This window comes from Bacillus sp. 2D03, assembly GCF_003946765.1.
Lineage (GTDB): Bacteria > Bacillota > Bacilli > Bacillales > Bacillaceae_G > Bacillus_A > Bacillus_A cereus.
In genome coordinates this window covers 150,051-174,064 of record NZ_RPSJ01000003.1, presented here as the reverse complement: position 1 = coordinate 174,064, position 24,014 = coordinate 150,051, and the positions used below count along the sequence as shown (strand labels likewise).

Sequence of the window (24,014 nt, the reverse complement as noted above, 5' to 3'; positions counted from 1 at the left end):
ATGCCTAACAGTCAAAAGATTCGTCATTCGTTATCATCTGCGCAGTCTGGTATGTGGTTTGCGCAACAATTAGATCCGCTTAATCCAATTTACAATACTGGGGAATATGTAGAAATAAACGGAAATATTCATCAAGAAATTTTCGAATTAGCTGTACGTAAAGTTGTAATGGAAGCAGAAGCACTTCATGTTCGCTTCGAGGAGGATGAATTTGGCCCATGGCAAGTTATTGAAGAATCACAGTTTCATATGCATTTTATTGACGTTCGTAAAGAAGAAAACCCTGAAGAAGCTGCTAAAGTATGGATGAAAAATGATTTATCTATGCCAGTCGATTTGAAAAAAGATACATTATTTACTGAAGCACTTATTCAAGTTGAAAATAATCGTTTCTTTTGGTATCAGCGCATCCATCACATTGTGATGGATGGCTATGGATTTTCACTTCTTAGCCAAAAAGTAGCGAATGAGTATACATCACTTATAGAAGAAACAAACAAGAATGAAAAGCCATTTGATTCTCTTACAAAAGTCGTGCAAGAAGATATTGAGTATCGTGAGTCTAAAAAATTTCAGGAAGATCGTACTTTTTGGTTAGAAAAATTTGCGGATGAACCAGAAGTTGTAAGCTTGGCAGAGCGAGCACCGAGAACATCAAATGGATTTTCACGAGAAACAGCTTATTTATCTAGTTCTAGCACGAAAACTTTATTAGAAGATATCAATATTTCGTTAACAAGTTGGCCGGAATTCATTGTCGCTGTAACAAGTATTTATATGCATAAGTTAACAGGTGCACATGATATTGTTTTAGGTTTACCGATGATGGGACGTCTAGGTTCGGTATCTATTCATACACCAAGTATGGTAATGAATTTAGTGCCACTTCGTATTACAGTAACTCCAAATATAACTCTTGCGGAATTATTGCAACAAGTTTCTAAAGAAATCCGAGATGTACGTCGCCATTATAAATACCGTCATGAGGAATTAAGAAGAGACTTAAAGTTACTAGGTGAAAATCAAAGGTTGTTTGGACCGTTAGTGAATGTTATGCCTTTTGATTACGGGCTAAATTTTGCTGGAAATCGTGGTATTACGCATAATTTATCAGCAGGACCTGTCGATGATTTATCAATAAATGTATATAAACGTTTTGATCAAAATGAGCTAATGATTCATTTTGATGCAAATCCTGAAGTATATAATGGCGCGGAGCTAGCATTGCATAAAGAAAGATTTATGAATCTATTTGAATTAGTAGTAAATAATTATGAGAAAAACGAGTCGATTGGAAAAATAAACATTACTCTGCCTGAAGAAAATCATAAAGTTTTATTGGAATGGAATGAAACGAAGGAAGACGATGAGTTAATCAGTCTGCCTATATCATTTGAAAAACAAGTGCAAAAAAATCCCAATAAACTAGCCATTACTTGTGACGGTGTAAACCTTACGTATAAAGAGCTAAATGAACGAGCGAATGAACTAGCACATTATTTAGTAGAAGAAGGAATACGACCAAACCAGTTTGTAGCTTTAGTATTCCCTAGATCAATAGAAATGGTAGTTAGTATGCTAGCAGTCTTAAAGGCTGGTGCAGCGTATTTACCAATAGATCCAGAATACCCAGCAGAAAGAATTAATTATATAGTAAATGATGCAAAACCAGTTTGTATCATAACACATTCATCTGTTTCATCTAAGTTAGTTATAGAAAATGATATGAAAAAAATTGTATTAGATGAAGAAGAAACGAAACTAGCGTTATATACATATTCTCGTATGAATATAGCATGTAAGAATGATGTATCACTTTTAAACCCAGCCTATACAATATATACTTCAGGCTCAACAGGAAACCCAAAAGGTGTAATTGTTCCTATGAGAGGTTTAAGTAACTTTTTAATGGCTATGCAACAAAAGTTTTCATTAAATGAAAATGATCATTTATTAGCAGTTACAACGTTTGCATTTGATATTTCTGCTCTAGAAATTTATTTACCTCTTATTAGTGGTGCAAGTTTAACAATTGCGCAAAAAGAAGACATACAAGAGCCTTCTGCATTAACGACACTTTTACATGAAGAAAGAGTGGCCATTATGCAGGCTACACCGACGCTTTGGCAGGCGTTAGTAACTGATTATCCAGAGAAGCTACAAGGGCTAAACATACTAGTTGGTGGTGAAGCTCTTTCAGCGCATTTAGCAAATAAATTAAAAGAATTAGGTTGCTCAATAACTAATTTATATGGACCAACTGAAACGACGATTTGGTCTACTTTCATGAACATTGATGAAGGTGAAAAGGGTATACCTCCTATTGGAAAGCCAATTTGCAATACAGAAGTGTATGTATTGGATGCAGGGTTACAACCAGTTCCACCTGGAGTTATTGGGGAATTATATATTGCAGGGGAAGGACTTGCAAGCGGATATTTAGGAAAACCTGAGTTAACAGCTGAACGGTTTGTTGCAAATCCTTATGGAGAATCAGGGAAGCGCATGTACCGTACAGGAGATCTTGTGAAATGGCGTAGTGATGGTGCGTTAGAGTACATTAGTCGCGCAGATCATCAAATTAAAATTCGTGGATTCCGAATTGAATTAGCTGAAATTGAAACGGTATTACAACGACATGAAAATATTCAACAAGCGGTAGTAATAGTACGAGAAGATCGTCCAAATGATAAACGCATCATTGCGTATATCGTTGCAGAAGAAAAGGAACCGATTAATCTTTCAGAAATTCGTTCTTATGTTTCAGAAAGTTTAGCGAATTATATGATACCATCGGCATTTGTTGTGCTAGAAGAATTACCATTAACGCCAAATGGTAAGGTTGACAGAAAGAAATTACCTGCTCCTGATTTTAATGGAATGAACAATGAGAGAGTTGCTAGAAATCCGAAAGAAGAAATATTATGTGATTTATTTGCAGAAGTACTTGGTGTTTCTCGAATTAGCATTGATGATAATTTCTTTGAAATGGGTGGACATTCACTTCTCGCATCTCGTTTAATGGCAAGAATTCGTGAAACGTTAAGTGTGGAATTAGGAATCGGGAAACTATTTGAATCACCAACTGTTGCCGAACTGGCGAAACAATTAAACGATGCAAAAAGTGCAAGACCAGCTATTCAGAAAGCAAGTAGGCCAAATGAAGTTCCACTTTCATTTGCACAGCGCAGGTTATGGTTCTTAAATTGTTTAGAAGGTCCAAGTCCTACTTATAATATTCCGCTAGTCATTCGTATGAATGGAATATTGAATCGGGAAGCATTACAAGGTGCTTTTTATGATGTAGTTGAGAAACATGAAACACTTAGAACAATTTTCCCTAACGTATTAGGTAGTTCTTATCAGAAAATTTTAGATATGGAAAACTTAAATCTAGAAATGGTTATAACTAATACATGTAAAGATGAATTAGAAAGTGTACTTTCAGAGGCGGTAAGGTATAGTTTTAACCTCGATTTTGAGCCGGCAGTTCGTTTGCAACTTTTTACAGTGAGTGAAAACGAACATGTATTATTAATTCTATTACATCATATTGTAGGTGATGGCTGGTCATTACAGCCGTTAACGAGAGACTTTACAGCGGCGTATAAAGCGCGATGTCAAGGTGACAGAGTTCAGCTGGAGTCACTTCCCGTTCAATACGCAGATTATGCACTTTGGCAACAGCAATTGCTAGGTGATGAAACGACACCAGAGAGTCTTATTTCAACACAATTAGATTTTTGGAAAGAAGAACTTAAAGGTTTACCAGACCAAATGGAGTTACCTACAGATTTCCAGCGTCCAATTGAGACGAGTTACCGCGGGGAAACAATTCATTTTCATATAGATGAAGGTATGCATAGTAGGTTAGTAGAGCTTGCACGTGAAAATGGAGCTAGTTTGTTTATGGTATTGCAAGCAGGGCTTAGTGCACTATTTACAAGATTAGGTGCAGGCACTGATATACCAATTGGAAGTCCGATTGCTGGAAGAAATGATGATGTACTCTCTGACATAGTCGGCTTATTTGTAAATACATTAGTGTTACGTACAAATACATCAGGAGATCCAAGTTTTAAAGAATTATTGAATAGAGTAAAGCAGACAAATCTTGCAGCTTATGAAAATCAAGATGTTCCATTTGAACGACTCGTTGAAGTGTTAAACCCAGTGCGTACTCGAAACAGCCACCCGTTGTTTCAAGTTATGTTAGCTTTCCAAAATACGCCAGAAGCAATCTTTGATGCCCCGGATATAGAAGCGAGCCTTGAAATTCAAAGCGTCGGTTCTGCAAAATTTGACTTAACATTTGAAATTAGTGAGAGTAACGGGGGTGACGGTACTCCGAACGGTTTACATGGATTACTAGAGTTTAGTACCGATTTATATAAACGTGAAACGGTTCAAAAACTAATAGAAAGATTTATTTTGTTATTAGATGATGCAGCGAAACATCCGGATCGATCAATTGGCACATTAGAAATATTAACTGTAGCAGAGAAAAATACAGTGTTAGAAAAGTGGAATGGTGGTTTTCAAATTGCACCAGAAATGACATTGCCACAATTATTTGAAAAGCAGGCTCATATAAATCCAAATTCTATTGCTGTTGTCTTTGAAGATAAAAAATTAACTTATGAAGAGTTAAATAGAAAAGCAAATAAAATAGCTCGATTCCTAATAGCAAAAGGGATTGGTCCTGATCAACTCGTTGCTTTAGCGATGCCAAGATCATTAAACATGGTTGTAAGCTTATTAGCTGTTCTTAAAGCTGGTGCTGGATACCTTCCGTTAGATCCAGATTACCCAGCAGACCGTATTTCATTTATGCTACACGATGCGAAACCATCATGTGTTTTAACGAATTCAGAAGTGGAAATTGAATGTAATGAGGCACTAAAAGTTTTAATTGATAATGTAAAAGTAATAGCAGAAGTTGAGAAATATAGTGAAGACAATATTGATGAAGTGGAACGCATTAAGCCATTATCTCCATCACATATTGCTTACGTTATTTATACGTCAGGGTCAACGGGTAGACCGAAAGGCGTTATGATACCTCATCAAAATGTAGTAAGACTTTTAGGAGCAACTGATCATTGGTTCCAGTTTGACGAAAACGATGTTTGGACGATGTTCCATTCATATGCTTTTGATTTTTCGGTTTGGGAAATTTGGGGACCTTTATTATATGGAGGGCGTTTAGTTGTAGTGCCACATACTGTAAGTCGCTCGCCGAAAGAATTTTTACAGCTTCTTGTTAAAGAAAAGGTTACGGTTTTAAACCAAACTCCATCAGCGTTCTATCAATTGATGCAAGCAGATCGTGAAAATGAAGAGATTGGTCAAAAATTATCTTTACGATATGTTGTTTTTGGAGGAGAAGCACTTGAGCTAAGTCGCTTAGAAGATTGGTATAGTCGACATCCTCATAACGCACCAAAGCTTATTAATATGTACGGTATTACGGAGACGACAGTACATGTTAGTTATATTGAAATAGATGAAACTATCGTCTCTTTACGAGCAAATAGTTTAATTGGGTGCAGTATACCTGACCTTAAAGTGTATGTGTTAGACAACTATTTACAACCAGTGCCACCTGGAGTAGTTGGAGAAATGTATGTTGCAGGTGCAGGGCTTGCGCGTGGATATTTAGGAAGAGCAGGATTAACGGCTGAACGCTTTATCGCAGATCCATTTGGCAAGCCAGGTACAAGAATGTATCGTACAGGAGACTTAGCTCGCTGGCGTAAAGATGGGACGCTAGATTATATAGGACGTGCAGATCATCAAATCAAAATTCGTGGGTTCCGAATTGAATTAGGAGAAATAGAAGCAGTCATAATGAAGCACCCTAAAGTTGAGCAAGTAGCCGTTATTGTACGTGAAGATCAACCAGGGGATAAACGGTTAGTTTCTTATATCGTTGCATCAAATAATGAAGCGATTGATACGAATGAAATGCGTCAGTTTGCTAGTGGTAGTTTACCAGATTATATGGTTCCATACGCTTTTGTAGTAGTAAATGAGTTACCTTTAACTCCAAACGGTAAATTAGATAGAAAGGCATTGCCAGCTCCAGAATTTATTGCATCATCTTCTAGTCGTGGTCCAAGAACACCGCAAGAAGAAATGTTATGTGACTTGTTTACAGAAGTGCTAAGTGTACCTCAAATTGGAATTGATGACGGATTCTTTGATCTTGGTGGCCATTCACTCCTTGCAGTGCAACTTATGAGCCGCATGAAAGAGGCGCTTGGAGTGGAACTAAATATTGGCACTTTATTTGCAGCACCGACTGTTGCAGGGTTAGCTGAAAGACTTGAGATGGGGAATGGTCAAAGTGCACTTGATGTGTTGCTTCCATTACGAGCAAGCGGGGATCAATTACCACTATTTTGTGTACATCCAGCTGGTGGATTAAGTTGGTGCTATGCAGGACTTATGAAATCTTTAGGAACAGATTATCCAATCTATGGTGTACAAGCACGAGGTATTGCTAAAAATGAAGAACTTCCAAAAAGTTTAGAGGAGATGGCGGCGGATTACTTGAAACATGTTCGTGAAGTACAGCCTCATGGACCATATCGTTTATTAGGTTGGTCGCTTGGAGGAAATGTTGTGCATGCAATGGCGGCGCAATTACAAAATGAAGGGGAAGAAGTAGAATTACTCGTTATGCTTGACTCTTATCCTGGACACTTCTTACCGAATACGGAAGCGCCTACTGAAGAGGAAGCGTTAATCGCATTACTTGCTTTAGGCGGATATGACCCAGATAACATGGATGGTAAACCACTTACAATGGAAAGTGCAGTTGAAATCCTTCGTAAAGATGGAAGTGCATTAGCAAGTCTTGAAGAAGAGACTATATTGAACTTGAAAGAAACATATGTAAATTCAGTAGGGTTGTTAGGGAAATATGTACCGAAAGTTTATAACGGAGATATCTTATTCTTTAGATCTACTGTTATACCAGACTGGTTTGATCCTATTTCTCCAAATACGTGGCTAAATTATTTAGATGGGCAAATTGTGCAGCACGATATTGATTGTAGACATAAAGATCTATGTCAGCCAGGTCCACTTACGGAAATTGGACAAGTATTAGCGAAATATTTGCAGAATAAGAAAGGGGTAAGTAGAGTATGACGAATCCATTTGAAAATGATAATTACACATATAAAGTATTAATAAATGAGGAGGGCCAGTATTCTCTCTGGCCTGCTTTTCTCGATGTACCTATTGGCTGGAATGTCGTATATGAAGAAGCTAGTAGGCAGAGCTGCTTAGAATATGTTGAATATAACTGGAAAGATTTGAATCCACAAGGTAATCCAGTTCGCGAAAAAACATTAGTAGGAAAACGATAATGAAAGAAAAACTAAATCCAAAAGTAGTTGTAAGTATCGTTTATATAACTGCGATGTTTATGGCTGCGATGGACGCAACGATTGTAAATGTAGCACTGCAAACGATAAGTAGAGAACTACAAGTACCTCCATCTGCAATGGGGACGGTGAATGTTGGATATTTAGTTAGTTTAGCTGTTTTCCTTCCGATTTCTGGTTGGTTAGGAGATCGTTTTGGTACGAAAAGAGTATTTTTAATTGCTCTTTTCGTATTTACAATTGCATCTGCTTTATGCGGAATGGCTAACGATATTACTTCATTGAATATTTTCCGTATTATTCAAGGTGCTGGCGGAGGGCTTTTAACACCGGTCGGAATGGCGATGTTATTTCGAACATTTTCACCAGAGGAAAGACCGAAGATTTCCCGGTTCATTATACTTCCAATTGCTGTAGCACCAGCAATTGGTCCTATCATCGGTGGTTTCTTTGTAGATCAAATGTCTTGGCGTTGGGCATTTTATATTAATCTACCGTTTGGAATCGTTGCATTGCTATTTGGACTTCTATTTTTAGCAGAACATGTTGAAAAATCAGCTGGTCGCTTTGATTCGCTCGGCTTTATTTTATCAGCACCAGGATTTGCGATGCTCATATATGCACTCAGCCAGGGACCATCAAAAGGGTGGATTTCTCCAGAAATTATGAGTACTGGGATAGCTGGGGTTGTATTCATTACATTGTTTATAATTGTAGAACTGAAAGTAAAGCAACCGATGTTAGATTTACGCTTATTAAAAGAACCAGTCTTTAGAAAGATGAGCATTATATCATTATTTTCATCAGCTGGTTTATTAGGAATGTTATTTGTTTTTCCTCTTATGTATCAAAATGTGATAGGAGTTTCTGCACTGGAATCAGGACTTACGACATTTCCAGAGGCGATTGGATTAATGATTTCTTCACAAATTGTACCATGGTCATATAAGAAATTAGGAGCTCGAAAGGTAATTTCTATTGGATTAATATGTACGGCGGTTATATTTGTTTTATTGAGTTTTGTAAATCACGATACGAATCCGTGGCAAATCCGGGCATTATTGTTTGGTATCGGTATTTTCTTAGGTCAATCTGTCGGTGCGGTTCAATTTTCTGCCTTTAACAATATCACGCCGCCTTCTATGGGGAGAGCGACTACTATATTCAATGTGCAAAATCGACTAGGTTCAGCAATAGGAGTAGCGGTTTTAGCTAGTATACTAGCTGGTTTTGGAGGTAATAACGTTCAATCCGATTTTTTACCATATCAAGCAGCATTAATTGGGTCAGCAATATTTTTGCTCATAGCACTACTATTTTCTTTACGTATTTCCGATAAAGAGGTAATGTCAAAGAAGAAAGAAAAAACATTATCTGTATCAGAAAAAGAGAAAGTACTTGTCAATGAATAACAATATACGTATGCTTTTTTATGAAAATTGATATTCGTTGAATAAAGGAGAGTTTACATGATAGAAAGTAAAGTTGTAGATTCTATTCCAACTTTGAATGAGAATGATTGTCAAATATGGTGGGCAAGAATTTCGGATTTACAATCATGGCATTACAATTTACTAAATGATATAGAGCGAGAGAAAGCAAATTCGTATCATCATTCGGCAGATCGAGCTCGTTTTATAATAGGTTGCGTAATAAGTAGATTAGTTCTCGGCAAGATACTTTCTATGTCACCAGTCCAAGTACCAATTGATCGAATGTGCTCAGTATGTAAATTGCAGCATGGAAGACCACAATTACCAGAAGGTATGCCGCAATTATCCGTTTCGCATTCAGGTGAGTGGGTTGTCGTTGCATTTACAAAATCTGCACCTGTTGGCATAGATGTAGAACAAATGAATCCAAGTATAGATGTTATGAAAATGGCAGAAGGTGTATTAACAGACATTGAAATAGCGCAAGTTATGAAACTGCCAAATGAACAGAAAATAGAAGGTTTTTTAACATATTGGACTCGAAAAGAAGCGGTGCTGAAAGCGACAGGTGAAGGACTAATGATTCCACCAGTACATATTACAGTATCAGCTCCAAATGATCCTCCAAACTTGTTGGTTTTTAAGGATAGACAAGAGTTAGCAAGTAATACAATGATGGAAGATGTAAGGCCTAGTTTAGATTATAGGGCTTCTGTTGCAATATTCAGTAAGGAAGTGACTGAAATTACGCAATTAGACGCGGCAGCACTTTTAAATCTTAAATAAAAAAATTACAGAAGAGGTGTTCCTCATGTTAGTAGCGGAAAATAGAAAGAATGAATTCACTTATAATGTACAAGCAATTAAAAATATTTTATTTTCTGGAGATACATCATCCATTCATGCTTTAGAAAAGCTTTTAAATGATACAGTTCAGTTTGATGTTCTTGAACAAGAGGCACTTGGTAGACAGTACATTCCGAAAGAAGCAAAGAATTTCTTTGATAAAGATGGAACATTTCTTTACCGTGTATCTAATGTTAGTTATAAAGGAAAGGTGTTATCTGAAAATCTAATTTTTGCAGACACTTCGTTTTTACCGGACGCAATAAAGAGTGAATTAGAGAGTGGAAATATTCCTGTTGAAAAGCTTATAGAAAAGATGGAAGTAAGAAGAAACGTATTATATGAAGGATATCAGCCATCTGGAAATATTATTGAATTGTTTGATGGATGTTCTGTTACAGCGAATGTGTATCCAACTAGAAAGTATCAAATTGTAAGTAACTGCAAATGTGTATTTTATATTTGTGAAGTGTATCATGCAGAGAATATAAAGCAATTGCTTAAATAAAAACAAGAAACCAGCCTATAAAATGGCTGGTTTCTTGTTTTTATTTAACAGCTTCTTTTAATTCTTTACCTGCTTTAAATGCAGGAACTTTACCAGCGGCGATTTGAATTTCTTCGCCAGTTTGCGGATTACGTCCTGTACGAGCAGATCTTTCGCGTACTTCAAAAGTTCCAAACCCGATTAGTTGAACTTTATCTCCAGATTGTAATGCATTAGCAATTGTGTCAAATACGGATTGTACAGCTGCAGAAGCGTCCTTTTGAGAAATATCAGCTGATTGAGCTACGTTTTTAATTAATTCTGTTTTGTTCATGTCTTCACCTCATAAAAAAATTTTTGGAATGAATGTTTTAGTATAATAGATAGTAAAGATAAAGCTATCACTATGATTAGAAAGAATACTATATAATTATGTTAATTTCGTTGCAAGAGACTGAATCCCTTCTATTATTTAGGGATTAATTAAGAATCGATGCATATAAAAAGCTTTAATATGAGGATGAGGGGGAGTATACGAATGATTTTTCGTGAAAAAAATGAGAAGGAAAGTATTTTAATTCGTCAACATGATCATGGTTTTTTAGCTGGAGAGATTGCAAAGCATATAAAAGAAGACTTTTTTGAAGATAAAACATATTTAAAAGAAACAGTTGATGCAATATATGAGCATGACAGAGGATGGATAGAGCTTGATAAAGTACCAATTTTGAATGATGCTAAAAATATTCCATATACATTTATGGATTGTCCAAGCCCATTACGTTTTGTTTTTTATACGATTGGATTGAATGAAATTGAAAATTCTAATCCATACGGGGCATTGCTTTGTAGTAAACATTTTTTATCATTTCCACTAAACGAGGAAGATGAAGAGATGATGTCATTTTATAAACATGAATTAGAACGACAAAAAAGAATTTTGAAAACGTTAACAAAGGAACAGTTTGCGATGTTCGATAAGCATTATAGATTATTAAAGTTTTGTGATGAACTTTCTTTATACGTATGTATGAATAAGCCTGGTGTCAAAAAGAAAGATGAAATTGATTTATTTAAAGATGGTTTTGAAGGAACAGAAATGTTTAATAGTAAAGAGGAGAAACTTATTCAAGCTGAATGGGTGGACGAGGAAACAATTCGGATTACACCATTTCCATTTCAAACGGAATTTTATACGTATGTAAAATATAAAACGATAAATAAGCATGAAATGAAAGAAAAAGGGATTGCAAAGGCTGATAGAGAATCAGAAATGAAGAAACAAGCCATTCGTTTCATACAATAAGGAGGTAATATAAATTGAAAGATTATATATTAAAACAGTGTGATTACCATGCTTGGGCTAATACTAGATTATTCAATCGATTAAAAGAGTTACCAAACTATGAGAAAATTTTTAACGAGCAGATACAGAGTGTATTCCCATCCATTAAGGATACTTTTGTGCATATTTATATTACAGATCAAGTGTGGTTACATATATTGCATGGTAAAAGTATGAATGAAGCAATACAAGACCGAGAAGATTTACGAAAACAAATTGAAACTAAATCGTTACATGAATTAGAAAAAATGTTTGAAAACATGGCAAATCAATATAAAGAGTTTTTAATTACAATACAAGATGTGAATGCTGTATTTGTTATTGAGAATCCATATGTAGGGAAATTAGAAACTTCGATTTTAGAATTAGTGCAACATGTTGTAAATCATGGTACATATCATAGAGGAAATATAACAGCGATGATCCGTCAACTTGGTCATTCGTCGACAATGATGGATTTTATACTGTATTTACATATGGTTAAAAAGCAGGGAGAGTAATATAGTTTGTAAGAAGGAGAGGCTTTAATTGTAGAAGTCTCTCCTTCTATTTTATCCGGCATTAATGGTAGATCGACCGATTAAAATTTTACTTTATTTATTAAGAAGCTTTATTTTCTTGTAATTGCTTAGCGTATTGTACAGCCTTATATGCATTGACTCTACCGTTTTTCCAGTACGTACCTGTACCACTAATTTTATCAGTAGTAGACTCAATAATTTGGCGGATTTGTGTATTGCTATATCCTTGATTTGCTAAAAGAGCTGCGACTCCTGCAACATGAGGTGTTGCCATAGATGTACCACTTAATGATTGATACGTACTTCCTTTATATGTTGAATATATATTTGAACCTGGTGCTGCAACATCTACCCAGCTACCATAAGTAGAGAATGAAGATTTTCTATCTGATTGATCTGTAGAAGCAACTGCAATTACTTCGCTGTAATAAGCAGGGTAATTAGCTTTTGTATTTCCAGCATTTCCAGCAGCTGCAACTATAACAGAGCCTTTATTCCATGCATATTGAACGGCTTGTTGTAATGCAGTACCACCATTTGGAGCTCCTAAACTTAAACTAATTACTTTTGCACCCGAATCAGCAGCTTCTCGAATACCTTGCGCTACAGCATCAAGAGTACCACTTCCTTGATTATCTAATACGCGGACAGCATAAATTGAAGTTTGTGGGGCAACACCAGCAATTCCGACGCTGTTATTCGTAAGTGCTCCAGTAATTCCAGCGCAATGTGTACCATGACCATTACCATCATCAGATGTATTGTCGTTATCAACATAATCATGCCCGTAAATTACTTTCGAAGCCAGATCAGGGTGTGAGCCTTGAACTCCTGTATCAATAATAGCTACTTTCACACCAGGATCACTTCGTTGGCTATCCCAAGCTTGTGGAGCTTGAATCTTTTGTAACCCGTATTGATTATTAAAATATGGGTCGTTTGGAGTCCAAAAGGCGTGAACGTAATAATTCGGTTCTGCATATTCCACATCTGGATTATTTTTATAGCTCTTTATTTTTTCTTTTACAGTACCTTTTGAAAATTGTACGACTTCAAAACCTAACTTATCATCTTTAGATAAGACATTAGCTCCGACAGATTTATGAAAAGATTGCACATTACTTAAAGATGCATTTTGTTTGAACTTAACGATTAATTGGTTAGGAACGTAATCAGTAGATGATGTTTCAGCGCTTGAAGTATTCGTGTTAAAGAAGAAACCACCAATAATAAATGATAAAACAGATAGGAAAACGATGATTTTGTTTTTCAAAAGATTTTTCCTCCCTTTTCTTGGATGAGTTTTTCAGTGACACCTTAATGTCGCATTCCTTTTCAACTATATAGTTAGACCATACGATTTATGACATTTATGTGAAAAACTTTTGAAGGAATAAAAAGGAGTAAATATTGATATAAATATATTTTTAATGATAGTAATTAAGTAAAAGAGGGGATGAAAAAAGGAACGCTCATCATGTATGAGTCATTCCTTTTTTCATAGATTAACTTGCCTGTTTTTTATTATTTTCTTTCAATTTCTCTGCTTGTAAAAAGCGATTCGTTTCAGCAACAACAATACTACTTAATCCAATTAGACCAATCAAGTTTGGAATTGCCATAAGTCCATTTGCAATATCAGCAAATGTCCATACGATTCCTAGCTTTAAATTAGCACCAATTGCAATCATAACAATAAAGATTGCTTTATAATATTTAACTGCACTTTCTCCGAATAAATAAGCTACACATTTTTCTCCATAATACGACCAGCCTAAAATAGTAGAGTAGGCAAATAAAATAATTGCGATACCGAGAATCATACTACCAGCAGTACCAAATACAGATTGGAATGCAAATGTTGTAGCTTCAACGCCAGTTTTACCAGATCTCCAAGCACCTGTAGTAATTAATACTAGTCCTGTAATTGTACATACAATAAACGTATCTAGAAAAGTACCAGTCATTGAAACTAAAGCTTGCTTTGCAGGCGAATCAGTTTTTGCCGCCGCCGCGGCAATAGGGGCACTCCCTAAACCAGCTTCGTTCGCAAATACACCACGCGCCATTCCGATTTGAATAGCTGATGCAACTGTTGCCCCAATAAAACCACCAGCAGCTGCTGTACCATTAAATGCACCAGAAAAAATAAGTGAAAATGCTTCTGGAATTTGGTCGTAGTGATAGAAAATAATTATAAGACCAGCAATTATATAAAAGAAAGCTTTAATAGGAACGACATATCCCGTCACTTTCCCAATTTTTTTTACACCGCCTAAAATAACAATTGCGATTAAAAATGACATTACTATACCAGTTAAAGCAGGAGGGAAAGAGAAATTAATTCGCATTGCCTCTGCAACTGAGTTAGATTGCACCATATTACCAATACCGAAAGAAGCAGTTGTGCCGAATATAGCGAATAATACTGCCAGCCATTTCTTACCTAAACCACGCTCTAAATAATACATTGGTCCACCTGAATATTCACCATTTTCATTACTAACACGGTATTTTACTGCAAGTATTGCCTCGGCATACTTTGTTGCCATACCGAATAAAGCGGTAATCCACATCCAAAATATTGCACCAGGACCACCAATTGTAACCGCTGTTGCAACACCGGCTATATTTCCCATACCAATCGTTGCGGCCATAGCTGTCATGAGTGCTTGGAAGTGACTAATATCTCCAGAAGAAGAAGTATCTTCTGATTTTTTAAACGCTAGTTTGTGAGCGTATAATAGTTTACTAAACTGTAAACCTTTCAAACGCACTGTGAGAATGATACCTGTTCCAACGAGTAGCAACAAAGTTGGTAATCCCCACACGTATTGATTCATTTGTTCTAATACTTTACTTACTGTCTCCATCTTTATTCTCCTTTTTTAGAAAAAATAAAAACCACTTCAAGTAAATGAAATGGTCTCTGGAGAAACAAGGGATAGAAAAATAAACCGATACAATCGGCTTTTTCTTTCGCTTGTCTCTGTCCTTTTACCTGAGAGATTATCCGCTAAAGTAGCGGATTTGCTCCTTCGGTGCTCGTTTTCCTCCGCGCTCTATGAAAGCGAGAGGGAGTCTCTCCAGAGATTCGTCCCCATGCAGTTCTACTTGTAACCAAGACCTGAGAGTTTCAAAGTTGGTATAACAACTTTTTGCCCCGTCGGTAGATCAATAGACCTTCTCCTGAATGGTTCATCCGAATTATAAAATTTATAAACACATTGATTGTAAATCAATAAAAACATTATAGACATACAAATTGTGAATTGCAATCATTTTTTATTTTAAAATAGTAAATAGTTTTATTTTTTTGTAAGTCCTAATTTATCTTCAACTTCATTTAAAGTAGATAAAGCGATGACAATATGTTGATCCGCAAGTCCTAAAGCTTGTTTTGTTTTTTCAATAGTTTCATCGGTTGGAGTAGAGTTATTTGCTCCGTCTATAATCAAATTTGCTGCATTTTTCATGAAATTTGATGCGGATTTAAACTGATTTGTGAATTGAAGTAGTTGTTTTTGTATATCTATATCTGTTATGTTTTCTTCAATTTTAAGCGTGTCTATTTCGTTCATAATTGTTTCGTACTGCTTGGAAACAGCACTCATTGTAACTAATAGTTTATTTCGATCTACTGAATCTCCATTCGTGTTAATCTCTTCCCAAGCAGGTAACCAATCTTTTTTGATGATGTCATTATAAGTAGTAGTCAATTCATTGATTTTAGGTTGTAATTTAGTTTTGAAAGTTTTTGTATCCGCTGTTTCTATAGTTGCTTTTTCGTGGTTATTTTTAACATTAGTAACGTAGAAAATTGTACCAAAAATGATGAAAATAGAAATAACAACTGTCCATTTAGTAAAAAGTAATTTCTGCAATATGTAACGCCTCCAAAATTTAAAAACTTATAATTATAATATATAACAATAATGTTGTTTTAAGTAGAGAAAATAGGTTAGAAATGATTTAAAATATATCTTTTCTATACATAAATAATTAAAGTTAGTAAAATGATGAAAGTTATATGTGAGAAAAGAGGGTTTTTAGTGAAAATGAATAGAAGAAAACTAGTTTCAAGTATTTCAATGGTTATGTTATTAGTTGGTTTAATTGCATTCATATTTATGAATAAAGAATCTAAAATTAAAGATTTTCCAGTGCCAATGTCAGCAATCCATATTAACGATGATAAGGAAGAGGACTATCAATATATAAGTGTAATGCCAATTACAAAGGCGAGTGGATGGGAGAACTTAGGGGAAAATGGGCATACTGTTAGTTTTAAAAAAGGGGAGCGGAAGGTAGCAGTAGTACATTATCCGGGAGAAATTACGTATTATTTATTTGAGAAAAAGATGAATAAGGGAGATTAGCTAAAGATGTAATTCATTAAGAGTTACATCTTTTTTTATTCTGAATCATTTGAAATTAAATTCGATAGATGTTTTGATAGATGTAGTGATAAATATGATTAGTTCTATATGTCTATAAAAAGTATTAGGGTGATTATAAAAATATTATGTGAACTAATTATTGTGAGAAGAAGATAAATTATATGCTAAAGGGGGAATTAAAAATGCTACTAAAAACAATCTACTGTAAGGTGGAAGAAGAGAAAAAGGAATTGTTTTCAAATGCGCAAGGAAAATGGCGTGATATACGGCACCTAGATGGTTTTCATGGACAATTTGGTGGATGGTATGAAGATGAGGCATGTGTATTTACTTTATGGGAAGATAGAAGTACATATCAATCATTTATGAATGGTGCTCACGATACAATTTATTTAAATAGTAATCAAGAGGATACGTTTCTTTCATGTGAAATTGAATTATTTCAAACGTTGTATGATATAACTGATACGCATTTGAAAGACGTTGTTACAGAAGGATCATTCGTAAGAGTTGCTATATGTGATGTAAAGATGGAAAAGGAAAATCATTTTTTACATAAGCAAGAAACAATTTGGAATAAAGGAATGGAAAAAGCAAAAGGAATGTTAGGTGGAGTAGTTGGGAAGTCTTTAAAAAATGAAAATCGTTACATAGTGTTAACGTATTGGAAAGATGAAAAGATGCATCAACATTATGTGGAAGAGATTTTCTCAGGTTTATATAAATTAGCTAATATTCATGAAGAGATAGAAGGGATAAAAGGAAAACAAGCTGTATGTATGGAAGAATGGCTTGTATATTAAACGCTGAAAAAGTGCATAAATGAATGTATAATAAAGATATTTTCTTATAAACAAGTAATTAATAGAAGACGTTATATACCCTTTCATGTTAATATATTTAAGTTATAATAGGAGGCTTACCCTTTTGTATTGTACGGTAGAAGCAGTGTGAGCTTGAAATTTTTTTAGAAAAGGATGTGCCTAATTTGCGTATCAATAAATTTATTAGTGAAGCTGGAAAAGCGTCTCGACGTGGAGCGGATAAACTAATTAATGAGAGAAGAGTAATTATTAACGGTAAGGTTGCAAAAATTGGTGACCAAGTGAACCCAGGTGATGATGTACGAGTAAATGGAGAGCAGCTTCGAATTGCTCGAGATCACGTATATATCGCTTTAAATAAACCAGTAGGTATTACATGTACGAGTGAAAAAGCTGTAAAAGGTAATATTATCGATTTAGTGAACCATCCTTTACGAATTAGTCACATTGGACGTCTTGATAAAGACTCAGACGGTTTAATTTTGTTAACGAATGATGGTGATATTGTTAATGAGATTTTACGTGCTGAAAACAAACATGAGAAAGAATATATCGTTTCAGTAGATAAGCCAATTACACCTGATTTCTTAGAGAAAATGGCAGCGGGTGTTAAAATTTTAGGAACAAAAACGCTTCCTTGTGAGATTACACAGTTATCAAAATATGAGTTCCAAATTATTTTAACACAAGGGCTAAATCGCCAAATTCGCCGTATGTGTGAAGCTTTAGGTTATCAAGTATACACGTTAAAACGTACGAGAATTATGAATATCGAATTGAATAATTTACCAGTTGGGCAGTGGAGAGATTTAACGAAGAAAGAGAAAAGACGTCTATTTGCAGACTTAAATTACGAACCACAAGATTGGTAAAATTGTGGAGTGAAACCAAAAAAATTTGGTTTCGCTTTTTTAAATTAAATAAATAATTTTTTTAAACACTTGCAAAAATAAAATGAATAAGATATATTAAATAACAATAAATGGATGTTTTACAAAAAGCAAAGAAAAGGACACGAGTTATTTTACCCGGTTATACAGAGAAGGAAGGAAAGCTGAGAACTTCCTAACGCAGAAAAATAACTTACCACCTTAGAGCTGCACTAGGGAAATGAAGTATCTAGTGCCGTGTATGCGACGTTATCGCAAAAGAAGCCATTATGTTTTTTTGTGATGGGAATCTGGGTGGAACCACGGATATAAGCATATTCGTCCCTATATTTAGGGATGAATATGCTTTTTTGCATTCAATTTCATAATAAGCGAAGAAAAGGACACGAGTTATTTTACCCGGTTATACAGAGAAGGAAGGAAAGCTGAGAACTTCCTAACGCAGAAAAATAACTTACCACCTTAGAGCTGCACTAGGGAAATGAAGTATCTAGTGCCGTGTAAACGACGTTACCGTAAATGAAGCCATTGTATATTTACAATGGGAATCTGGGTGGAACCACGGGTAAAAGCACGCTCGTCCCTATTTTAGGGATGAGTGTGCTTTTTATTATGAAATGGAGAGATGAAAAATGAAAGAACAAATGATTGAAATTAAATTTCCAGATGGTAGCGTTAAAGAATTTGTAAATGGAGTTACTTTAGAAGAAATTGCTGGATCCATTAGCAGTAGTTTGAAAAAGAAAGCAGTCGCGGGGAAAGTAAATGATGGATTATATGATTTACGCCGAGATATTGAAGAAAATGCGGAAGTGGAAATCATTACTATAGATTCAAATGAAGGGGTAGAAATTGCAAGACACTCCGCGGCACATATTTTAGCGCAAGCTGTAAAAAGATTGTATGGTGATATAAATCTTGGAGTAGGACCTGTTATTGAAAATGGATTTTATTATGATATGGATCTTCCAAGTAGTGTAAACATAGAAGATTTACGAAAAATCGAAAAAGAAATGAAAAAGATCATAAATGAAAATATAAAGATAGAACGAGTTGAGGTTTCTCGAGAAGAAGCAGCTAAACTGTTTCAAGAAATGAACGACCGCTTGAAATTAGAACTTTTAGAAGCAATTCCTAGTGGGGAAAGTGTAACACTATATAAACAAGGTGAATTTGTAGATTTATGTAGAGGACCACATTTACCATCTACAGGTTATTTGAAAGCATTTCAATTAACTCACGTTTCCGGTGCATATTGGCGAGGTGATAGTAATAACCAAGTGCTTCAGCGCATATATGGTGTTGCATTCTCTTCTCAAAAAGAATTAGAAGAGTATTTACATTTCGTTGAAGAAGCAGCAAAAAGAAATCATCGTAAGTTAGGCAGTGAACTTGAGTTATTTATGTTTTCTGAAGAGGCTCCGGGAATGCCGTTTTATTTACCGAAAGGACAAATGATTCGTAACGAATTGGAAGCATTTTTAAGAGAAATTCAAAAAGAGTATAAGTATCAAGAAGTACGCACTCCGTTCATGATGAACCAAGAAGTATGGGAGAGATCAGGGCACTGGGGACATTATAAAGATAATATGTATTTCTCTGAAGTAGATAATAAAAGTTTTGCATTAAAACCGATGAACTGCCCAGGGCACATGCTTATGTTTAAAAATAAATTGCATTCTTATCGTGAATTACCGATTCGTATGTGTGAATTTGGTCAAGTACATCGTCATGAATTTAGTGGTGCGTTAAACGGATTATTAAGAGTACGTACTTTCTGCCAAGATGATGCACATTTATTTGTAACTCCAAAACAAATTGAAGATGAAATTAAATCAGTAATGGCGCAAATTGATTACGTATATAAAACTTTTGGATTCGAATATGAAGTAGAGCTTTCTACTCGTCCAGAAGATTCAATGGGTGATGATAAATTATGGGAGCAAGCAGAAGCGGCATTAGAAAATGTATTACAATCGCTAAATTATAAATATAGACTAAATGAAGGTGACGGTGCATTTTACGGGCCGAAAATTGATTTTCATATTAAAGATGCTTTAAATAGAAGCCACCAGTGCGGAACAATCCAGCTTGATTTCCAAATGCCAGAGAAATTTGATTTGAATTATATAGATGAAAATAATGAAAAGAAAAGACCAGTTGTTATTCACAGAGCAGTTTTAGGGTCATTAGATCGCTTCTTAGCAATATTAATTGAGCACTTTGGAGGTGCGTTCCCGGCATGGGTGGCACCAGTTCAAGTGAAAGTAATTCCAGTTTCAAATGCAGTACATGAACAATATGCCAATGAGATTGCACATAAATTAGCACAAGCTGGAGTTCGTGTTGAACAAGATGCACGAGATGAAAAATTAGGATATAAAATAAGAGAAGCACAAATGCAAAAAGTACCGTATGTTCTTGTTATTGGGGATAAGGAAATGGAAAACGGAGCTGTAAATGTACGTAAATATGGGGAAGAGAAGTCAGAAGTTATTGCGCTAGATGTATTTGTGGCAAGTATTGAAGAAGAAATAAAGAATAGAAAATATTGATTGTAAAGAAAACACACTATTAGCAATTAGTGTGTTTTCGTTTTTATCTTACAAAAATGTAAGGTAAATGTAAGCGAAATCGAGGGAACGAGTTGTAGAAAAATGAGAATATGGAGTAGGAAATAGGTTCATGTTAAGGGTGTAACTCTTATTGAATGAATAATTAAAAAAATCTTAAGGATTTACATGGCAAAATAATAAGAAATATGTGAGAAATTAATTTTATACAAAAGGGATGGAGTGAAAGAGATGTCAACAAATGTAGTTACTGTAGAAAGTGTAGAAAAAACGTATGGGAAAAGAAATGAGAATCAGTCAAAAGCATTAAGGGGTGTATCGTTAAGTATTAAAGAAGGAGAATTTGTCGGGATCATGGGACCTTCTGGGTCTGGCAAAACGACTTTACTTAATGTGATAAGTACACTTGACCAAGCGACAGGTGGTAGTGTGACGATAGCTGGTACAAATATTACTTCTATGAAGGGCAATGCGTTATCTGATTTTCGCTCTCAAAAATTAGGTTTCATTTTTCAAGATTTTAATCTTCTAGAAAACTTATCAATTTATGAAAATATAGCTTTACCACTTTCTTTGCAAGGCGTACCGTCAAGTGAGATTACTGGAAAGGTAAATGACGTTGCGAAGAAATTAGGTATCACCGAAATTTTAACAAAATATCCGACGGCTGTTTCTGGAGGACAAAAGCAAAGAACAGCGGCGGCAAGAGCTTTAGTACATAATCCAGCAATTGTATTAGCAGATGAACCGACAGGTGCGCTTGATAGTAAAAACGCAAAAAGTTTATTAGAAGCGATGCAAGATTTACATGAAAATCACAATGTAAGTATTTTGATGGTTACACACGATGCATTTAGTGCAAGTTATTGTGAGCGTATTTTATTTATTCAAGATGGTCTTCTTTATAAAGAATTAAATCGTCAAGGCACTCGAGAGAATTTCTATCAAGACATTTTAGGTGTGCTCGCTCATATGGGCTCAGCTGCTGAGTCTAAGTAGGGGGGGGCGAAACTATGTTATTTAAATTATCACGTCATAGTATGAAAAAGATGTTAAAAGATTATATGGTTTTACTTATTGGCCTCGTTATTAGTATTAGTATTTTCTACATGTTCCAAACAATGGCGATGAATAGTGAATTTACGAAAGATAATAGTCTAATTAGTAGTATTAGACTCGTCTTTTGGGTAGGTGCAATACTATTATCTTTCATTACTGTATTTTATATTATATATGCCAACTCTTTCTTGCTCACATTAAGAAGAAAAGAACTCGGTATGTACATGATGCTTGGTGCAAAAAAGAAAAAAGTAGCACAGTTATTATTTATTGAAACATTCGGTATGGGTATTGTCAGTATTATTATCGGTATTTTAGTAGGGATGTTACTTGCAAGTGTAGCAGGAAACTTTTTAATGAATGGAATGGAAATTTCAGCAAAAGGTAGTTATGCATCTGTATACACACCAGCAATTTTAGTCACAGCTATTTTCTTCTTAATACTATTTTTCATTACTGGCTTAATGAACAGTGTCCGATTGTTACGTAAAACTGAACTAGAGTTAATTCGTGAAGATGAAACACTAGATGAAGTGAAGAAAAGTAAAACTCGCATTATAATAATGACAGTACTTGGTGTATTACTAGTAAGTACAGGGTACTATTTTATGATTAATGTAAAAATATATGCTGAATTAGGTTTTATTATAGCAACCATCGTTACAACACTTGGAACATATTTCATCTTTAGTTCATTACTCCCATTTTTTGTGATGAAAATTAAAGGAAATAAAAAACGAAATGAAACGGGCTTAAATAGTTTTACATACGCACAGCTACGCTTTCGAGTTAATAGTTTATCAAGAGTATTAGGTACTGTAGCTATGTTAATTGCATTAGGCGCAGGTGCGATGACTGCAGGTATGGCTTTCCAAAAAAATGTAGGTATTATGACAGACCTTTCTCGTGTATATGATGTTGCAATTCATGATCCAAACGAACAAGATACAGCAGCATTAAAAGAAATGGAAATTGTTGAAGAAAGCAAGTACAAGTATAAAGTAGATGGGGAAGCGGTGTATTACTTACGTAACGACTTAGTAGCGAAGCCACCACTAATTTCCGAACGCTTTGATACGAAAACTTTAAAAGAACCTGCGCGTAAACGGGTGGCTGAACCTTTAACTGAACCCGTATATTCTGCTTTGGAAGCTCCTGAAGTAGCGAATAAGCTTCCTCGTATGCCAAAAGATTGGGAAGATGCTATTGTAAGAGAAATACAACTTACACATAATCAATTTAACGGAAAACCAGTAAGAATTGCAGATGAAGAGCATTATAAAGGAATTCAAGGAACCGAACACACTGTAACATTAGCAAAAGTAGATGATATGAAAAAATATAAACCATTATTGATCGAAATAGACAAGAGACAAAAAGAACAAATTGAAAAAGCAACAGGTGCAAAGGTAGACATATTTACGAAAATGACAATTTATCAGTTAACGAACAGCTTCATGAGCGGAACAATGTTTATGGGATTTTTCCTCGGAATTGCCTTTTTAGCAATGATGGCAAGTTCCCTTATGTTCAAAATATTAACAGGTGCTTCTCGCGACGTACGACGTTATGAAATGTTACGAAAAATTGGCGTGAGACGTAGTATGTTAACGAAAAGTATATATAAAGAAATTTCGTATTTATTTATCTTCCCAGCAATCATTGGCATTTCTCACGTTTTAGTTGGGCTTAACTTATTCAGCTTTATATTAGTTGACCCGTTTGTGAAAGTGTGGGTGCCAATAGGAATCTTCTTAGTCATTTATTTCATGTATTACTGGATAACTGTTCAACTTTATAAAGGTATGGTAATGCCGAAAGAAGAAGTAGCTAAATAGTTTATGAAAAGAGTCCTTTTGTTGAAAGCAAGGGCTCTTTTCTATGTGTTTTTATAAAAATGTGTATGCGAGATGTTTTCAAATCTTTCTGTAATGAATATAACTTGTTAGACGTAATTCGTTATAACGTTGGATTATCACATTCTCAAACTGTCTTATTAGAAAAGGATTTAAAAAATCCATTGCCTACTAAGGTGATTGAAATGAAGCTACCGTTTTATTTCTTTATAGGGAAATATGACTATAACACTTCATTGCATGCAGCAAAAACATATTTTGATAAGATAGAAGCAGATCAAAAACAATTTATTACTTTTGAGAAATCAGCTCATTATCCACAATTTGAAGAGAAAGAAAAATTCTATAAGTGGATGTGCGATACATTCATAAAATAAAGTATA

Annotated in this window: 17 protein-coding genes, 1 pseudogene, 1 riboswitch and 2 other annotated features; of the genes and pseudogenes, 14 read left to right on the top strand and 4 right to left on the bottom strand. The window is 34.9% G+C overall.

What is annotated here, in order from left to right; all coding sequences use genetic code 11:
• Genes EBQ15_RS09115 through EBQ15_RS09095 form a run of 5 tightly spaced genes read left to right on the top strand, consistent with a single transcriptional unit; the run spans position 1 to position 10,184 of the window.
• The gene (locus tag EBQ15_RS09115) at positions 1 to 7,158 is read left to right on the top strand and encodes an amino acid adenylation domain-containing protein (protein WP_001133922.1); all 7,158 of its coding nucleotides are present in this window, start codon (positions 1 to 3) and stop codon (positions 7,156 to 7,158) included.
• Positions 7,155 to 7,379, top strand: coding sequence for an MbtH family protein (locus EBQ15_RS09110; RefSeq protein ID WP_000184058.1), 225 nt, complete (start codon positions 7,155 to 7,157; stop codon positions 7,377 to 7,379). The genes EBQ15_RS09115 and EBQ15_RS09110 overlap by 4 nt, the downstream gene beginning before the upstream one ends.
• Positions 7,379 to 8,809, top strand: a complete 1,431-nt coding sequence (locus tag EBQ15_RS09105) for an MDR family MFS transporter (RefSeq protein WP_000660200.1) — start codon at positions 7,379 to 7,381, stop codon at positions 8,807 to 8,809. Before EBQ15_RS09110 ends, EBQ15_RS09105 begins: the two co-directional genes overlap by 1 nt.
• Positions 8,810 to 8,866: 57 nt before the next feature.
• Positions 8,867 to 9,616 carry a 4'-phosphopantetheinyl transferase Sfp gene (gene sfp, locus EBQ15_RS09100; protein WP_000572999.1) on the top strand — a complete coding sequence of 250 codons (750 nt, stop codon included), beginning with the start codon at positions 8,867 to 8,869 and terminating at the stop codon, positions 9,614 to 9,616.
• A gap of 25 nt (positions 9,617 to 9,641) precedes the next feature.
• The gene (locus EBQ15_RS09095) at positions 9,642 to 10,184 is read left to right on the top strand and encodes a hypothetical protein (RefSeq protein WP_000959126.1); all 543 of its coding nucleotides are present in this window, start codon (positions 9,642 to 9,644) and stop codon (positions 10,182 to 10,184) included.
• 40 nt (positions 10,185 to 10,224) lie between these two features.
• Here the strand turns inward: EBQ15_RS09095 and EBQ15_RS09090 are convergent, their stop codons facing one another.
• Positions 10,225 to 10,497, bottom strand: a complete 273-nt coding sequence (locus EBQ15_RS09090) for an HU family DNA-binding protein (protein WP_001043905.1) — start codon at positions 10,495 to 10,497, stop codon at positions 10,225 to 10,227.
• Between the two features lie 204 nt (positions 10,498 to 10,701).
• Between EBQ15_RS09090 and EBQ15_RS09085 the strand changes: the two genes are divergently transcribed.
• Both EBQ15_RS09085 and EBQ15_RS09080 read left to right on the top strand, forming a co-directional pair.
• Positions 10,702 to 11,469: a DUF3891 family protein gene (locus EBQ15_RS09085; RefSeq protein ID WP_000577282.1), complete on the top strand. Its 768-nt coding sequence runs from the start codon at positions 10,702 to 10,704 to the stop codon at positions 11,467 to 11,469.
• Between the two features lie 14 nt (positions 11,470 to 11,483).
• A complete protein-coding gene (locus EBQ15_RS09080) occupies positions 11,484 to 12,008 on the top strand; it encodes a DinB family protein (protein WP_000656260.1) in 525 nt (174 codons plus the stop codon).
• Between the two features lie 100 nt (positions 12,009 to 12,108).
• On the opposite strand, the gene EBQ15_RS09075 is transcribed toward EBQ15_RS09080, so the two are convergent.
• The 3 genes from EBQ15_RS09075 to EBQ15_RS09065 form a co-directional block, all read right to left on the bottom strand.
• Positions 12,109 to 13,302 carry a S8 family peptidase gene (locus EBQ15_RS09075; protein ID WP_000790937.1) on the bottom strand — a complete coding sequence of 398 codons (1,194 nt, stop codon included), beginning with the start codon at positions 13,300 to 13,302 and terminating at the stop codon, positions 12,109 to 12,111.
• Between the two features lie 232 nt (positions 13,303 to 13,534).
• Complete coding sequence (locus EBQ15_RS09070) at positions 13,535 to 14,902, bottom strand: alanine/glycine:cation symporter family protein (RefSeq protein ID WP_000451049.1); 1,368 nt, start codon at positions 14,900 to 14,902, stop codon at positions 13,535 to 13,537.
• A gap of 106 nt (positions 14,903 to 15,008) precedes the next feature.
• Positions 15,009 to 15,129: riboswitch (glycine riboswitch) on the bottom strand.
• Between the two features lie 208 nt (positions 15,130 to 15,337).
• Positions 15,338 to 15,913 (bottom strand): hypothetical protein, encoded by a 576-nt coding sequence (locus EBQ15_RS09065; RefSeq protein ID WP_001170883.1) that lies wholly within the window; start codon positions 15,911 to 15,913, stop codon positions 15,338 to 15,340.
• 132 nt (positions 15,914 to 16,045) lie between these two features.
• Between EBQ15_RS09065 and EBQ15_RS09060 the strand changes: the two genes are divergently transcribed.
• From EBQ15_RS09060 to EBQ15_RS09030, 7 genes and pseudogenes are all read left to right on the top strand, one after another.
• On the top strand, positions 16,046 to 16,408 hold the full coding sequence (locus tag EBQ15_RS09060; RefSeq protein WP_001999750.1) for a hypothetical protein: 363 nt from the start codon (positions 16,046 to 16,048) through the stop codon (positions 16,406 to 16,408).
• Positions 16,409 to 16,611: 203 nt separating this feature from the next.
• The gene (locus tag EBQ15_RS09055) at positions 16,612 to 17,232 is read left to right on the top strand and encodes a YdbC family protein (RefSeq protein ID WP_000925170.1); all 621 of its coding nucleotides are present in this window, start codon (positions 16,612 to 16,614) and stop codon (positions 17,230 to 17,232) included.
• A 185-nt stretch (positions 17,233 to 17,417) separates the two neighbouring features.
• Entirely contained in the window at positions 17,418 to 18,125 is a 708-nt protein-coding gene (gene rluF / locus EBQ15_RS09050; protein ID WP_001222160.1) for a 23S rRNA pseudouridine(2604) synthase RluF, read from the top strand.
• A gap of 122 nt (positions 18,126 to 18,247) precedes the next feature.
• Positions 18,248 to 18,472 (top strand) — a binding site (T-box leader).
• A 36-nt stretch (positions 18,473 to 18,508) separates the two neighbouring features.
• Positions 18,509 to 18,731: a binding site (T-box leader), on the top strand.
• 44 nt (positions 18,732 to 18,775) lie between these two features.
• Entirely contained in the window at positions 18,776 to 20,698 is a 1,923-nt protein-coding gene (gene thrS, locus EBQ15_RS09045; protein ID WP_000663087.1) for a threonine--tRNA ligase, read from the top strand.
• Positions 20,699 to 20,947: 249 nt separating this feature from the next.
• The gene (locus EBQ15_RS09040; protein WP_000106426.1) at positions 20,948 to 21,715 is read left to right on the top strand and encodes an ABC transporter ATP-binding protein; all 768 of its coding nucleotides are present in this window, start codon (positions 20,948 to 20,950) and stop codon (positions 21,713 to 21,715) included.
• Between the two features lie 14 nt (positions 21,716 to 21,729).
• Entirely contained in the window at positions 21,730 to 23,613 is a 1,884-nt protein-coding gene (locus EBQ15_RS09035) for an FtsX-like permease family protein (RefSeq protein WP_000897862.1), read from the top strand.
• Positions 23,614 to 23,705: 92 nt separating this feature from the next.
• Positions 23,706 to 24,008, top strand: a pseudogene (locus EBQ15_RS09030) (hypothetical protein); the annotation flags it as partial.
• Positions 24,009 to 24,014 lie beyond the last annotated feature (6 nt).